Origin of the sequence: Streptomyces sp. NBC_01176 (assembly GCF_045039825.1) — a bacterium.
GTDB lineage: Bacteria > Actinomycetota > Actinomycetes > Streptomycetales > Streptomycetaceae > Streptomyces.
In genome coordinates this window covers 4,744,727-4,758,172 of sequence record NZ_CP108600.1, presented here as the reverse complement: position 1 = coordinate 4,758,172, position 13,446 = coordinate 4,744,727, and the positions used below count along the sequence as shown (strand labels likewise).

Here is a 13,446-nt window from a genome sequence, read left to right as displayed (position 1 = left end):
GTGCCCGCCGGGACGACTCCCGGCGGGCACCTCTGCGTTCGGGGGTGCGTACGGGGGTGCGTACGGGTGCGTACGGGTGCGTACGGGGCGCCAGGGGGCCGGGCCGGGACGGGGCCGGACGGGGCCGGACAGGGGTGTGGACGCGAGCGGATCGGTGGCGCGGCCGGCTGCCGGGAGGTCGGCCGGGGGTGTGTCGCCGGGGTGTGGCGGAAAAAATCACGGGGACGGGTCGGGGGCGCCGGGGCGCTTCCCCTCGTGGGCCGTTCGGGGGGCTTCCCGGGGGCCGTGACCGGCGCGTGTCGCCGCGCTCCGGGAGGCCGGCCCGGGCTTCCGCTTCCGCGCGCCCGGCGCACAGCGTGGTTGAACAGTTGAACTGTGGAGCCCTCGGGGGGATGGAAACCCTACGAAGTTGGGTAAAAACGCTGTGGTGGCACCACAGTTCATGATTCCCTCTAAAACGCCAACGCGGCCCTCGGATCGTCCCTTCCTGACAGGGCTGACCGGGCTGACCGGGTCGATCCCCCCATACCGACCGGGTGCGCCGGACCCCCACCTCCCTTTGCGTGCTAGCGGAGCCGACCCATGCTCACGACCCTGAACACCGCCTACACCGACACGCGCGCGGCCGACCTCGCGTGGGCCCTGGGGCGCGAGCCGCTGCCCGCGCTCGCCACCCTCGACCTCGAACTCGACGGAGCGAGACTGCAGTTGAGACTCCTCGGCGCGTCCCACCAGGTCCTCCTGGAGGAGGAGCGGGGCAGCTGTTCGGAGACCGTCGCCTGCATCGCAGGCAGCAGCACGCCACTTCCCCTCGGCGTGGCCAAGCGGGTCGGCGACTGGGAGTACGAGTTCGCGGCGCGCGTCGAGACACTTTCGTGCGGCTCCTTCGCGGGGCGCGCCCAGGAACTGCTGGCCCTGGTCTCCGACCACCCCAACGGACTCGTCGGCGTCTTCCCCGGCAGCCCGCACGCCTTCACCGCCCTGCTGGCCCAGCGCCACGAGGGCCAGGTCCACTGGCGTACGTGGCATGCGTACCCGCAGGACGGCCAGCTGGTGGCGACCCGGACGAGGGTGGGGGTGCGGGTGGCGGCCGAGGCCGATCTGCTCAGCGCGTCCGGCGTGTGAGGGCACGTGGGTCCGGCCCGTGGGGATACGGCCGTTGAGACGAACCGCGGAACCGGGAACGGTGGCCCCGGTCGGCGGCCGCACCTGCTCCGACAACCGTACGGGCGAGCGTCAGATCCACACGTGTGGGTGACGAGGCGTAGTGCCGGTGTGACGTAGCGTTCCCAGCGTGATCGAACCGCACGCGCCTGCTCCCCCCGGCGCGCCGCCGCCCTGGGGCGTCCAGGGCCAGGCGCGGCTGCCCGTCCGTCCGGGCACCGGCCGGTTCCTCGTCCTCGCGGGCGTGTTCGTCTGTGCGGCCTGCGGGCTCGTGTACGAGCTCGAACTCGTCGCCCTCGCCTCCTACCTGGTCGGCGACTCGGTCACCCAGGCCTCGGTCGTGCTGTCCGTCATGGTCTTCGCCATGGGGGTCGGCTCCCTCGTCGCCAAGCGTCTGCGTCCCCGTGCGGCGGCCGGCTTCGGCGCGGTCGAGGCGGCGCTCGCGCTGGTCGGCGGATGCAGCGCGATGGCCCTGTACGCCGTGTTCGCGTGGACCGGTGGCTGGGGCGGCGTCTGGGCGAGCGGGTCGCGGTACCTGCTGGCCGCCTTCTCGCTCGCCATCGGCCTGCTGATCGGCGCCGAGGTCCCTCTCCTCATGGAGTTGATACAACGCATCCGCCGCCAGGACCCGGGCGGCGCGGTGGCGGACCTCTTCGCCGCGGACTACGTCGGCGCGCTCGTCGGAGGCCTGGCCTTTCCCTTTCTGCTGCTGCCCCAGCTCGGGCAGCTGACCGGCGCACTGCTCACCGGGGCGGTGAACGCGCTGGCCGGCGGTGCCCTCGTCCTCGGCCTGTTCCGCCGGGACCTGAGCAGGCGCGGGCGCTGGCTCCTGCTCATCGCCAACGTGGTCGTCCTCGGCCTGCTCGCCGCGGCCGCCCTGCTCGTCGACGACTTCGAGCACGCGGCACGGCAGGCGGTGTACGGCAGGGACGTGCGGGTGGCCCTCCGCACCGGCGTACAGGAAGTGGTCCTCACCGGCGGCACGCACGGACATCCGCTCGGCCTCTTCCTCGACGGACGCCTGCGGGCCGGCGGCCGCGACGAGCACCGCTACCACGAGGCCCTGGTGCACCCCGCGATGAACGGACGCCACGCGCGCGTACTCGTCCTCGGCGGCGGTGACGGACTCGCGGTCCGCGAGGTGCTGCGCTATCCGGACGTCCGCCGGGTCGACGTGGTCGATCGCGACGCCGGGGTGGTGGGGCTGGCACGCCGGGACCCGGCCCTGTCGGCGCTCAACGGTCACGCGTTCGACGACCCGCGGGTGCACGTGTTCACCGCCGACGCCTTCTGCTGGCTGCGCGGGGACCCGTCCCCGTACGACGTGGTGATCTCCGACCTGCCGGACCCCGGGATCACGTCGAGCGCGAAGCTGTACTCGCAGGAGTTCTACGGGCTGACGCGCCGGGCGCTGGCCGACGGCGGACGACTGGTGGTGCATGCCGGACCGGTCTCCTCCCGCCCCCGTGTCTTCTGGACGGTCGAGGCGACGGTGCGGGCCGCCGGCCTGCGCGCCGACCCGTACCGCGTGGGCGGCCGCGACTCCGGTTCCGCCCGACCCGACCGCACGGCGGGCGCGTCCCGGGCCCCGCGCGACTGGGGGTTCGTCCTCGCGTCCGCCAGGGGTGCGCCCCTGGGCCTGGCCCCCCGTGGGCCCGCTCCGCGTTCCCTCACACCGCGGTCCCTCGCGGCGGACGCACGGACCGTGTGGCTCACCCGGATCCCGGGACTCGCGCCGTCCACGCTGGTGCATCCGCGCTATTCCCGCTGACCGGGGGCGGGGGAATGGGGGAATGACGCGGGAATCCCGTGATACGCGGGTGCGGTTCGCACCAGCCTGGGTAGGCTCGGCCGACATGGAGCATGAGGTGTTCGTTCCGGTTCCGGCCGAGCGGCTGAGGGAGGCGCTGGCCGATCCCGCGCGGGTGGCCCGGGCGGTACCCGGGTTCCAGCAGGACGCCGGCACGCCGCCCGTCTCCGGGCGACTGCGTGTCCGCGTCGGCGGCCACACCATCACCTATCGCGGGGCGGTGCGGGTCGTCGCCCGGGACGACGGTGCGTACGCCGTCGAGGGGGACGGCACGGAGGCCCGTGGCACCGGAACCGTGAAACTCGCCCTCACCCTCCGTCTGGCGGCGGCCGAGGACGGCACCACCCTCGTGGTCACGGGCACCGCCACCGCGGACGGGCGCCTGGGGGAGATCGCTCCGGCCACGGTCGCCACGGCGGCGATCCGGCTGCTGAACCGGTTCGCGGAGAATCTGGCGGCCGGGACGGCGGACGCGTCCGCGGCCGAGGCGGGATCCGGTGCCGGGGACGCGTCGGGTTCTGAAGGTGAGACTGGGGTCGCGTCGGGTTCCGCTGACGGCGAGGCTGGGGTCGCGTCGGGTTCCGGGAGTGATCCCGAGGGCGCGTCGGGTTCCGAGGCTGAGGTCGAGGGTGGACGGGAGGGCGGGGGCGAGTCCGAGGGCGGGGGCGATGCGACGGACTCCGTCTTCGACGCCGAGGTCCCGCCACCGTCCCTCGATCCCCTTGCCGGTAACGGCCAGGGACCGGCTCCGACGCCTCCGGGCCCCGTGGACAGGGAGGACTCCATCGCCGAGGCGGCACACGCGCGGCGGACGATGATCGGGCGCAGTGCGGAAGAGGTCGACCATGCTCCGCCGCGGGGGCGTTACGCGCCTGTGCCGGCGCCGGAGATCGATGCGGCGCGGGCGACGCTTCGCTGGGCGGCCCCCGCGGCGGCGGTCGTTGTCGCCTCGGCGATTGTCGTCACCCGAGCACTGCGCCGACGACGCTGAGCGCTTGCCGGGGGAGGGCGCGTCCGGGGGTCCGGGGCCGGCAGCCCCCGGGTACGGGCCGGTCGGAAGAACCGGACCAGTAGGGTCAACTCCGTGAGTAACGAAGACATCACGCTGACCGCGGGCGACGCGGAAGCGACCGTCACGCCGGGCAACGGCGGACGGGTCGGGAGTCTGAAGGTCGGCGGCGTGGAACTGCTGCGCCAGGGTGAGAAGTTCGGGTGCTTCCCGATGACCCCGTGGTGCGGCCGGATCCGCGACGGCCGCTTCCTGGACGGCGCGACCGTCCAGCAGATGCCCCTCAACTCCCCGCCCCACGCCATCCACGGAACCGCCCGCGACGGCGCCTGGCGCACCGCCCGCGCCGACAAGCGGGAGGCCGTCATCACGTACGACCTCGTCGCCCCCTGGCCCCACCCGGGCCGCGTCACCCAGGCGTTCACCCTCACCGAGGACTCCCTCACGCTCACCATGTCCGTGGAGACGTACGACTCCTCCTTCCCCGCCCAGATCGGCTGGCACCCGTGGTTCAACCGGACCCTGGCGGGAGAGGGCGCCCAGGTCGATTTCAGCCCCGCCTGGCAGGAGGAGCGCGGCGCCGACCATCTGCCCACCGGCCGCCGCATCGACCCCCTCCCCAGCCCCTGGGACGACTGCTTCGGCATGCCCGACGGCGTCGACGTCACCCTCACCTGGCCCGGCCGGCTGGAGCTGAAGGTGACCAGCCGCGAGGAGTGGGTCGTCGTGTACGACGAGCAGGAGGCGGCGGTGTGCGTGGAGCCCCAGACCGGTCCGCCGAACGGGCTGAACACCCATCCGCGCCTGGTCACCCCCATCGCGCCACTGGAGGCGGCCATGACCTGGAGCTGGCGGCGCCTCTAAGCTGGCGGGCATGAGTGACGTGCGCGGAGCGCTGCTGCAGCAGATCAAGGACAAGGCCGTGGTGCACGGCAAGGTGACCCTCTCCTCGGGTCTGGAAGCCGACTACTACGTGGACCTGCGCCGGGTCACGCTGGACGGCGAGGCCGCGCCGCTGGTCGGACAGGTGCTCCTCGACCTCACGGCCGACCTGGACTTCGAGGCGGTGGGCGGCCTCACCATGGGCGCCGACCCCGTCGCCGGGGCCATGCTGCACGCCGCCGCCGCCCGGGGCCGGAAGCTGGACGCCTTCGTCGTACGGAAGGCGGCCAAGGCGCACGGTCTGCAGCGCCGCGTGGAGGGCCCGGAGATCAGGGGGCGGCGGGTGCTCGTCGTCGAGGACACCTCGACCACCGGCGGCTCCCCGCTCGCCGCCGTCGAGGCGGTCCGGGAGGCCGGCGCCGAGGTCGTCGGAGTGGCGACGATCGTCGACCGCGCGACCGGCGCCGCCGAGAAGATCGAGGCCGGCGCCGGAGTGCCGTACCTCTTCGCCTTCTCCAAGGACGAGTTGGGCCTGGACTGACGACGGGTCCGGGATCCCGCCGAACCCGGGGTCCCGCATCCCGGACAGGGTGACCGGAGCACCGGGTCAAGTCTGGAAAGATGGGGACGACGATGACGTCGCCCCCTAGGTCAGGGCCGTAAGCAGCAGAACGCCACCCGCACATACAAGGAGCGGACAGATGCCCATCGCAACCCCCGAGGTCTACGCCGAGATGCTCGACCGGGCGAAGGCAGGCAAGTTCGCCTACCCGGCCATCAACGTGACCTCCTCCCAGACCCTGCACGCTGCGCTGCGCGGCTTCGCGGAGGCGGAGAGCGACGGCATCATCCAGATGTCCACCGGTGGCGCGGAGTTCCTCGGCGGCCAGTACAAGAAGGACATGGTGACCGGCGCGGTCGCGCTCGCCGAGTTCGCCTACATCGTCGCCGCCAAGTACGACATCACGGTCGCGCTGCACACGGACCACTGCCCCAAGGACAAGCTGGACACCTACGTCCGCCCGCTGCTCGACATCTCCGCCGAGCGCGTCGCCCGGGGCGAGAACCCGCTGTTCCAGTCGCACATGTGGGACGGCTCCGCCGAGACCCTCGCCGACAACCTGGCCATCGCTCAGGAACTGCTCGCGAAGGCCGCCGCCGCGAAGATCATCCTCGAGGTCGAGATCACCCCGACCGGTGGCGAGGAGGACGGCGTCTCGCACGAGATCAACGACTCCCTGTACACCACGGTCGACGACGCGATCCGCACCGCCGAGGCCCTCGGCCTGGGCGAGAAGGGCCGCTACCTGCTCGCCGCGTCCTTCGGCAACGTGCACGGCGTCTACAAGCCGGGCAACGTCGTCCTGCGGCCCGAGCTCCTGAAGGAGCTGAGCGACGGTGTCGCCGCCAAGTTCGGCACGGCGTCCCCGTTCGACTTCGTCTTCCACGGCGGCTCCGGCTCCTCGGCCGAGGAGATCGCCACCGCGCTGGAGAACGGCGTCGTGAAGATGAACCTCGACACCGACACCCAGTACGCGTTCACGCGTCCGGTCGCCGACCACATGTTCAGGAACTACGACGGCGTCCTGAAGGTCGACGGCGAGGTCGGCTCCAAGAAGACCTACGACCCGCGGACCTGGGGCAAGCTGGCCGAGGCCGGCATGGCCCAGCGGGTGACCGAGGCCTGTGCCGCGCTGCGTTCCGCGGGCACGCGGATCAAGTAACAGGATCAAGCAACCGCACTCCGGTCCGGGCTCGGCACCTCCAAGGTGCCGAGCCCTTCCGTATGCTCCGGAGTATGGCTGTGCCCCCGCAGGAAACACCGGCCGTACGGATCTCCTCGCCCGCGGGACGGTGGATCCTGCTGACCACCGTCCTCGGCTCCAGCATGGCCATGCTGGACTCGACCGTCGTCAACGTCGCGCTGCCGCGGATCGGCCGTGACCTGGACGCGAGTCTGGCCGCCCTGCAGTGGACCGTGAACGCGTACATGCTGACGCTGGCCGGGCTGATCCTGCTGGGCGGCTCGCTCGGGGACCGTTTCGGCCGCCGCAAGGTGTTCGTCCTGGGCGTCATGTGGTTCGCCTCCGCCTCGCTGCTGTGCGGGCTCGCGCCGAACGCGGGCGTGCTGATCGCGGCCCGCGCCCTGCAGGGCATCGGCGGGGCGCTGCTGACCCCCGGCTCCCTCGCGCTCATCCAGGCCTCCTTCCATCCCGACGACCGCTCGAAGGCCGTCGGCCTGTGGTCGGGCTTCGGCGGCATCGGCGGGGCGGTCGGCCCGTTCCTGGGCGGCTGGCTGGTGGACGGCCCCGGCTGGCGCTGGGTCTTCCTGCTGAACATCCCGCTGGCGCTGGTGTGCGTGCCCGTGGCCCTGCGGCACGTCCCGGAGTCCGACGGCAGCACCGCCGTGCCGGGCCAGGACAAGGAGCTCGCGGCCGGCCGGCCGCACCGGGGCTTCGACGTGCTCGGCGCGTCCCTCGGCGCGGTGGCGCTGGCACTGGTGACGTACGCGCTGATCGAGGCGACGAGCGGCTCCGTGCTCGTCTGGGTGTCGGCGGTGCTGGGCGTGGCGGCGGGCGTGGGCTTCGTGCACGTCGAGCGGAGCCGGCCCGATCCGATGATGCCGCCGGACATCTTCGCGTCGCGGCAGTTCACGGCCGTCAACCTCGTCACCCTGTGCGTGTACGCGGCCTTCGGCGGCTTCTTCTTCCTGACCGCGCTCCAGCTCCAGGTCGTGGCCGGCTACTCGCCCCTGCAGGCGGGGACGGCGCTGCTGCCCACCACCGCTCTGATGCTGCTGTTCTCCGCCCGTTCCGGCGAACTGGCGCAGCGCATCGGGCCGCGCATCCCGCTCACGGTGGGTCCGCTGCTGTGCGCGGTGGCCATGCTGCTGATGCTGCGGGTGGGCAAGGACGCCGTGTACGTCAGCGACGTGCTGCCCGCTCTCCTGGTGATGGGCGCGGGCATGGTGACGCTGGTCGCGCCGCTGACCGCGACCGTCCTCGCCTCCGTCGACACCGGGCGGGCGGGTCTGGCCAGCGGCATCAACAACGCGGCGGCCCGGGTCGGCGGTCTCCTCGCCGTGGCGGCGCTGCCGGTGCTGGTGGGCATGGGTCCCGAGGCGTACCGCTCGGCGGACGCCTTCGACTCCGCCTTCCGGCGGGCGATGCCGCTGTGCGCGGGCGTGCTCGTCGTGGGGGCGGCGCTGGCCTTCGCGACCGTCCGCCGGCCCGCGCCCGACTGCCGCCGCCCCCAGTGCCGCACGCACGGCTGTGTGACGACGCCCCCGCTGGAGCCCCAGCGCGCGGCGGCTCCCGGACGGCTTCCGTCCTGAGTCACCGCGGCCCGTTCGGCGGCTCCCGCGGAACCGGCCGCTCCGGAGGGGTGGGCGGACGTCACCGGGCACCCGTGATGCAGCAGACTGGAACCCATGACGATTCACGAGAACCTCCTCGGGGGACCGCCCCCGACCTACCTTCCGGACGACCCGGAGCCGCGCGAGCTCCTCGCGAACGGCACGCCGTCCGCCGACGTCGCAGCCAAGTACCCGACGTCCTCGCTCGCCTGGGCGCAGCTGGCCGACGAGGCGTACGAGCGGGGCAGCGTCGTCGAGTCGTACGCGTACGCCCGTACGGGCTACCACCGCGGTCTGGACTCCCTGCGGCGCAGCGGCTGGAAGGGCCACGGCCCGGTGCCGTGGGAGCACGAGCCGAACCGTGGCTTCCTGCGCGCCCTGAACGCCCTCGCCCGCGCCGCGCAGGCGATCGGCGAGAAGGAGGAGTACGAGCGCTGCAGCCAGTTCCTGAAGGACTCCTCGCCGACGGCGGCGCAGACGCTCGGTTAGACCGCGCGACCCGTGGGGCCCGTCCGGCGGGTGTGACCGGGCGGGTCTTGCGTTTTCGGGGGACGATTGCGCAGGATTCCCGGTGGGGACCGGGGCCCCCGTGTCGAAAACGGCAGGGGCGGACCGCTACCCGGAGCACGTATCAGGAGACAGCGATGTCGTCCCTTCAGGCCCGGCCCGAGGTGGCCCAGGCGCCCGAGACCCCGCATCTCGACTTCCACGGCACCACGCCGTACGAGGACTACGTCCAGGCGGACGTCCTCACCCACTTGCAGCGCACGCTCTCCGAGGACCCCGGAGAGATGGTGTTCCTGGTGACCACTCAGGTCATGGAGCTGTGGTTCACGGTCATCGTGCACGAGTGGGAGACCGCCGCGCAGGCGCTGCGCGAGGACCGGCTGCCCGTCGCCGTGGCGGCCCTCAAGCGGTCCCTGCGGGAGCTGGAGGCGCTGAACGCGTCCTGGCGGCCCCTCGCGCAGCTCACGCCGGCGCAGTTCAACTCGTACCGCTCCGCCCTCGGCGAGGGCTCCGGATTCCAGTCCGCGATGTACCGCCGGATGGAGTTCCTGCTCGGCGAGAAGTCCGCGTCCATGCTGGTCCCGCACCGGGGCGCGCCGCGGGTGCACGCCGAGCTGGAGAAGGCGCTGCACGAGCCGAGCCTGTACGACGAGGTGCTGCGGCTGCTCGCGCGGCGCGGGCACGCGATCCCGGCCGCCGTGCTGGAGCGGGACGTGTCCCTGCGGTACGAGTCCTCGCCGCAGGTGGAGGCGGTGTGGACCGCGCTCTACTCCGGGGACGAGGAGAACGACCTGGCCCGGCTCGGGGAGGCGCTGACGGACGTCGCGGAGCTGGTGTGGCGATGGCGCAACGACCATCTCGTCGCGACGCGCCGCGCGATGGGCGCGAAGACGGGCACGGGCGGCTCCGCCGGGGTGGCCTGGCTGGAGAAGCGGGCGCAGAAGAACGTGTTCCCCGAGCTGTGGACGGCGCGCAGCCATGTCTGAGTCGTACGCCGGGAAGGCGGCGGCGCTGGACGCCGCGGACGAACTCGCGAAGCTGCGCGACCGGTTCGTGCTGGACGACGTGGTGTACCTGGACGGGAACTCGCTCGGCGCGCTGTCGGTGGACGTCCCCGGCCGGGTCGACGACGTCGTCCGCAGGCAGTGGGGTGAGCTGCGGATCCGGTCCTGGGAGGAGAGCGGCTGGTGGACGGCGCCGGAGCGGATCGGCGACCGTATCGCGCCCCTGGTCGGCGCCGCTCCCGGTCAGATCGTGGTCGGTGACTCGACGAGCGTGAACGTCTTCAAGGCGCTGGTGGGGGCCGTGCGGCTGGCCGGTGCCGGGCGGGACGAGATCGTCGTCGACGCGACGACGTTCCCGTCGGACGGCTACATCGCCGCGTCGGCGGCCCGCCTGACGGGCTGTGAGCTGCGCCCGGTGGAGCCGTCGGAGGTGCCGGACGCCGTGGGGCCCCGTACGGCGGCGGTGCTGCTGAACCACGTGGACTACCGCACCGGCCGGCTGCACGATCTGCCGGCCCTGACGTCCGCGATCCACGACGCGGGCGCCGTGGCGGTCTGGGACCTCTGCCACAGCGCGGGGGCCCTGCCCGTGGGGCTGGACGCCCACGGGGTCGACCTGGCGGTCGGCTGCACCTACAAGTACCTGAACGGGGGGCCGGGTTCGCCCGCGTACCTCTATGTCCGGGCCGGCCTGCAGGAGCGTTTCGACTCCCCGTTGCCCGGCTGGAACTCGCACACGAACCCGTTCGACATGAGCGCGGAGTTCCTACCGGCGGCGGGTGCCCTGCGGGGCCGGGTCGGTACGCCGGACATCCTCTCCATGCTGGCCCTGGAGGCCGCGCTGGAGGTGTGGGACGGGGTGTCGGTCGACGCGGTCCGGGCCAAGTCGCTCGCGCTGGGCGACTTCTTCCTGGAGTGCGTCGAGGCGTACGTTCCCGGGGGCCGCGTGGAGTCCGTGACGCCGTCGGCCCACGCCGAGCGCGGCAGCCAGGTCTCCCTGCGGTGCGCGGACGCGGGAGACGTGATGAAGCGTCTCATCGACCGCGGTGTGGTCGGCGACTTCCGCCGGCCGGACATCCTCCGCTTCGGCTTGACCCCGCTGTACGTGGGCTTCGCGGACGTGGAGCGGGCGGCGCGGGTGCTGGGGGAGACGGTGGGACACGACCCATCAGCACCTCGAACGTGACGAGGCCGCTCACCACGGTGCCGAACTCGGTGTCTTCGCGACCTTTGCCTACGCAGCTTCGTAGGGGAGCAAAGGCGAGCAGCAAGAACACGGGTCACGGCTGAGTGCCAAGTGTTCGACAGTGTGGCGCATTTGACGGCTCATCACACACTCATGCGATCATGTGCTCGAGTTAAGATCCAAAATTCTGTCGACCAAGAATTACGGGGCTTCGTATGAGCATGCTCAAGAAAAGTCTGACGACGGCGGCGGTGGCCGGTGCGTTGCTGGGCGGCACGTTCGTCACACCGGCCGCGGCGGCTGATCCAAACACCTGTCCGAAGGGATATGCGTGTGGCTGGACGGGGGCGAACAGGACGGGTGAGCGGCACGTCAACTCTCTGACGCCCGGCTGCTATCCCCTCGGGAGGGTCAACCGGTCCGTCTCGAACCAGACGTCCTACCGCGTAGTGCTCTGGCACGTCACCAGCGGCTGCGACAGCGGCACCAAGCTGGCCACTCTGAACCCGGGCACCTACGCGGACAACCCCGGCGCCGTCACCGGGATCGAGGTTTACAAAATATAGTGCCGCGGCCTTCCTGCCGAAGGCCGAGCCCGAGATGCACCGCCGGTGTTCCGCCCGTGACGACGGGCGGAACACCGCGCTGCGGTGACAAGCCCACCCGCGGGTGGTGGATGCCGGCCCGCCGCGGCATCACCGGCCCCGACGACATCGCCTGCTTCCTGGCCGGCGCTCCACCGGACGCCGCCCTCGCCGACCCCGGGTCAGTCCCCGACGACGAACACGCCGGACACCGCGGCCGCGAACGCCGCCTCGGCCGCCCGTCCGGCGGCGGCCTCGTCCGGCACCTCCCCGGTGGTCAGCAGCGTGTAGTAGAGGGGTGCCGACACCGCCCGTACCACCAGCGAGGGATCGGTCCCCGTCGGCAACTCGCCGCGTGCCACGCCCTGTTCGACGCACGGGGCCCACTCGCCCACCCGCACCTCGTAGAACCGTCGCAGCGCCTGTGCCGTACGGGCGTCGGACGTCGCCGCTGCGATCACCGCGCGGAACAGCGGTCCCTGCCGGGGGTCGGCCAGCGTCCGTCGCACCAGCGCGGCGTTGGCGCGCAGATCACCCAGGGCGGACCCGGTGTCGGCGCGTGGCAGCGACTGCTCCGCCATGTCGCTCAGCAGATCGGCGACCAGCCCCGTCACCGACCCCCACCGCCGGTACACCGTGGTCTTGCCGACCTCCGCCCGACGTGCCACGTCGGCGAGGTCGAGATGGGCGAAGCCCCGCTCGGCGAGCACGTCTCCGGCGGCGCGCAGTACGGCCGTGCGGACACGGGCGGTGCGCCCGCCGGGACGCACGGTGCCGGGCTCGGCGGACATGACGGACTCCTTCACGATCGGCTGCCTGCACCGCCCAGCGTAACGAAACGACAGAACCGTTTAACCCTCACCGAGCGTGACATCCGGGTGTAGGCGCACGTCACGGGCCTGATACCGTCCCCGCCAACGGACGATCTCTCTCCCGGTCCGCCAAATCCGTTTCACCGCTGAGAGGTTGGAGCATGCCGGACGACGCCGCAGCACGGGACGCCGCAGCGCGGGAAGCCGCAGCACGGGACGCCGCCGAGGAGGCGTCGGCCTTCTCCCACCCGCCCGTCGAGCCCGACGTCACCGCCGCGTACGGCGACCACCCCGACCAGGTGATCGACTTCTACACCCCGCGCGATCCCGACCCCGCGCTGCCCGTCCCGCTGGTGGTCGTGCTGCACGGCGGCGCCTGGCGCGCCCCCTACGACCGCCGGCACATCACCCCGTTCGCGGACTTCCTGGCCCGTCGCGGCTTCGCGGTGGCCAATGTCGAGTACCGCAGGGGCGCGGTGCTCCCCGCGCAGGGCGGCGGGAGTCCGGTGGCGGGCCGCTGGCCGGACACCTTCGACGACGTCGCGGCGGCGCTCGACGCGCTGCCCCGGCTGGTGAGCGCGCAGCTGCCGGGGGTCGACCCCCACCGCACGGTGATCACCGGCCACTCCGCCGGCGGCCACCTCGCCCTGTGGGCCGCCGCCCGGCACGTCCTGCCCGCCGACGCCCCTTGGCGCATCGACCGCCCGGCCCCGCTGCGCGGCGTCGTCGCCCTCGCCCCGATCGCCGACTTCCAGGTCGCCGAGAAACTGGACGTGTGCTCCGGGGCGTCGCGCCAACTTCTGGGCGGTGAGGCGAGGTTCGCGGAGCGGCAGCCCTACGCCGACCCCGCCCACCTGCTCCCCACCGGTATCGCCACGACGCTGGTGCAGGGCCGCACCGACCTCGTCGTGCCGCAGGCGGTTGCCGAGTCGTACGCCGAGGCCGCGGCACGGGCCGGCGAGGTGGTCGGTCTGACGCTCCTGGAGGACGTCGGCCACTTCCCGCTGATCGATCCGGCGGCGGACGCGTGCGCGGTGGTGGCCGAGGAGATCGCTCAACTGGCCTGGTGACGACGGCGGACGCCGCCGCCTCGTACCCTTCGGGCCGCACCCGTGGCCGGACGGACGTGCCCT

General features: G+C 72.7%; 13 protein-coding genes. 12 read left to right on the top strand and 1 reads right to left on the bottom strand.

Translation table 11 applies throughout. From position 1 onward, the window contains the following. Positions 1 to 582: 582 nt before the first annotated feature. The 11 genes from OG199_RS20445 to OG199_RS20395 all read left to right on the top strand — a co-directional run bounded on the left by OG199_RS20445 (position 583) and on the right by OG199_RS20395 (position 11,483). Entirely contained in the window at positions 583 to 1,125 is a 543-nt protein-coding gene (locus tag OG199_RS20445; RefSeq protein ID WP_266700463.1) for a DUF2617 family protein, read from the top strand. Positions 1,126 to 1,294: 169 nt separating this feature from the next. After that, the gene (locus tag OG199_RS20440; protein WP_405830662.1) at positions 1,295 to 2,935 is read left to right on the top strand and encodes a polyamine aminopropyltransferase; all 1,641 of its coding nucleotides are present in this window, start codon (positions 1,295 to 1,297) and stop codon (positions 2,933 to 2,935) included. Between the two features lie 85 nt (positions 2,936 to 3,020). Beyond that, a complete protein-coding gene (locus OG199_RS20435) occupies positions 3,021 to 3,965 on the top strand; it encodes an SRPBCC family protein (protein ID WP_401806683.1) in 945 nt (314 codons plus the stop codon). A gap of 93 nt (positions 3,966 to 4,058) precedes the next feature. Further along, positions 4,059 to 4,847 (top strand): aldose 1-epimerase, encoded by a 789-nt coding sequence (locus tag OG199_RS20430; RefSeq protein WP_356797156.1) that lies wholly within the window; start codon positions 4,059 to 4,061, stop codon positions 4,845 to 4,847. A gap of 10 nt (positions 4,848 to 4,857) precedes the next feature. Next, positions 4,858 to 5,406 (top strand): orotate phosphoribosyltransferase, encoded by a 549-nt coding sequence (gene pyrE, locus OG199_RS20425; protein ID WP_356797154.1) that lies wholly within the window; start codon positions 4,858 to 4,860, stop codon positions 5,404 to 5,406. 160 nt (positions 5,407 to 5,566) lie between these two features. After that, positions 5,567 to 6,589 carry a class II fructose-bisphosphate aldolase gene (fbaA, locus tag OG199_RS20420; protein ID WP_356797152.1) on the top strand — a complete coding sequence of 341 codons (1,023 nt, stop codon included), beginning with the start codon at positions 5,567 to 5,569 and terminating at the stop codon, positions 6,587 to 6,589. Between the two features lie 74 nt (positions 6,590 to 6,663). Next, a complete protein-coding gene (locus OG199_RS20415) occupies positions 6,664 to 8,199 on the top strand; it encodes an MFS transporter (protein WP_405830660.1) in 1,536 nt (511 codons plus the stop codon). Positions 8,200 to 8,295: 96 nt separating this feature from the next. After that, positions 8,296 to 8,709, top strand: coding sequence for a DUF3151 domain-containing protein (locus OG199_RS20410; RefSeq protein ID WP_356797148.1), 414 nt, complete (start codon positions 8,296 to 8,298; stop codon positions 8,707 to 8,709). A 155-nt stretch (positions 8,710 to 8,864) separates the two neighbouring features. Next, complete coding sequence (locus OG199_RS20405) at positions 8,865 to 9,713, top strand: tryptophan 2,3-dioxygenase family protein (RefSeq protein WP_356797146.1); 849 nt, start codon at positions 8,865 to 8,867, stop codon at positions 9,711 to 9,713. Continuing rightward, positions 9,706 to 10,917, top strand: coding sequence for a kynureninase (kynU, locus tag OG199_RS20400; RefSeq protein WP_356797144.1), 1,212 nt, complete (start codon positions 9,706 to 9,708; stop codon positions 10,915 to 10,917). The genes OG199_RS20405 and kynU overlap by 8 nt, the downstream gene beginning before the upstream one ends. Before the next feature lie 215 nt (positions 10,918 to 11,132). Continuing rightward, the gene (locus OG199_RS20395; RefSeq protein WP_356797142.1) at positions 11,133 to 11,483 is read left to right on the top strand and encodes a peptidase inhibitor family I36 protein; all 351 of its coding nucleotides are present in this window, start codon (positions 11,133 to 11,135) and stop codon (positions 11,481 to 11,483) included. A gap of 200 nt (positions 11,484 to 11,683) precedes the next feature. On the opposite strand, the gene OG199_RS20390 is transcribed toward OG199_RS20395, so the two are convergent. Further along, the gene (locus OG199_RS20390) at positions 11,684 to 12,292 is read right to left on the bottom strand and encodes a TetR/AcrR family transcriptional regulator (protein ID WP_405830657.1); all 609 of its coding nucleotides are present in this window, start codon (positions 12,290 to 12,292) and stop codon (positions 11,684 to 11,686) included. A gap of 182 nt (positions 12,293 to 12,474) precedes the next feature. On the opposite strand from OG199_RS20390, the gene OG199_RS20385 reads away from it, so the two are divergent. Beyond that, complete coding sequence (locus tag OG199_RS20385) at positions 12,475 to 13,383, top strand: alpha/beta hydrolase family protein (protein WP_405830655.1); 909 nt, start codon at positions 12,475 to 12,477, stop codon at positions 13,381 to 13,383. Positions 13,384 to 13,446 lie beyond the last annotated feature (63 nt).

What these genes read in the sequence shown, in the direction of transcription:
- OG199_RS20445 (WP_266700463.1), top strand. Translation starts at nt 583, where the DNA reads ATGCTCACGACCCTGAACACCGCCTACACCGACACGCGCGCGGCCGAC.
- OG199_RS20410 (WP_356797148.1), top strand. Translation starts at nt 8,296, where the DNA reads ATGACGATTCACGAGAACCTCCTCGGGGGACCGCCCCCGACCTACCTT.
- OG199_RS20395 (WP_356797142.1), top strand. Translation starts at nt 11,133, where the DNA reads ATGAGCATGCTCAAGAAAAGTCTGACGACGGCGGCGGTGGCCGGTGCG.
- OG199_RS20390 (WP_405830657.1), bottom strand. Translation starts at nt 12,292, where the DNA reads ATGTCCGCCGAGCCCGGCACCGTGCGTCCCGGCGGGCGCACCGCCCGT.
- kynU (WP_356797144.1), top strand. Translation starts at nt 9,706, where the DNA reads ATGTCTGAGTCGTACGCCGGGAAGGCGGCGGCGCTGGACGCCGCGGAC.
- fbaA (WP_356797152.1), top strand. Translation starts at nt 5,567, where the DNA reads ATGCCCATCGCAACCCCCGAGGTCTACGCCGAGATGCTCGACCGGGCG.
- OG199_RS20415 (WP_405830660.1), top strand. Translation starts at nt 6,664, where the DNA reads ATGGCTGTGCCCCCGCAGGAAACACCGGCCGTACGGATCTCCTCGCCC.
- pyrE (WP_356797154.1), top strand. Translation starts at nt 4,858, where the DNA reads ATGAGTGACGTGCGCGGAGCGCTGCTGCAGCAGATCAAGGACAAGGCC.
- OG199_RS20435 (WP_401806683.1), top strand. Translation starts at nt 3,021, where the DNA reads ATGGAGCATGAGGTGTTCGTTCCGGTTCCGGCCGAGCGGCTGAGGGAG.
- OG199_RS20385 (WP_405830655.1), top strand. Translation starts at nt 12,475, where the DNA reads ATGCCGGACGACGCCGCAGCACGGGACGCCGCAGCGCGGGAAGCCGCA.
- OG199_RS20405 (WP_356797146.1), top strand. Translation starts at nt 8,865, where the DNA reads ATGTCGTCCCTTCAGGCCCGGCCCGAGGTGGCCCAGGCGCCCGAGACC.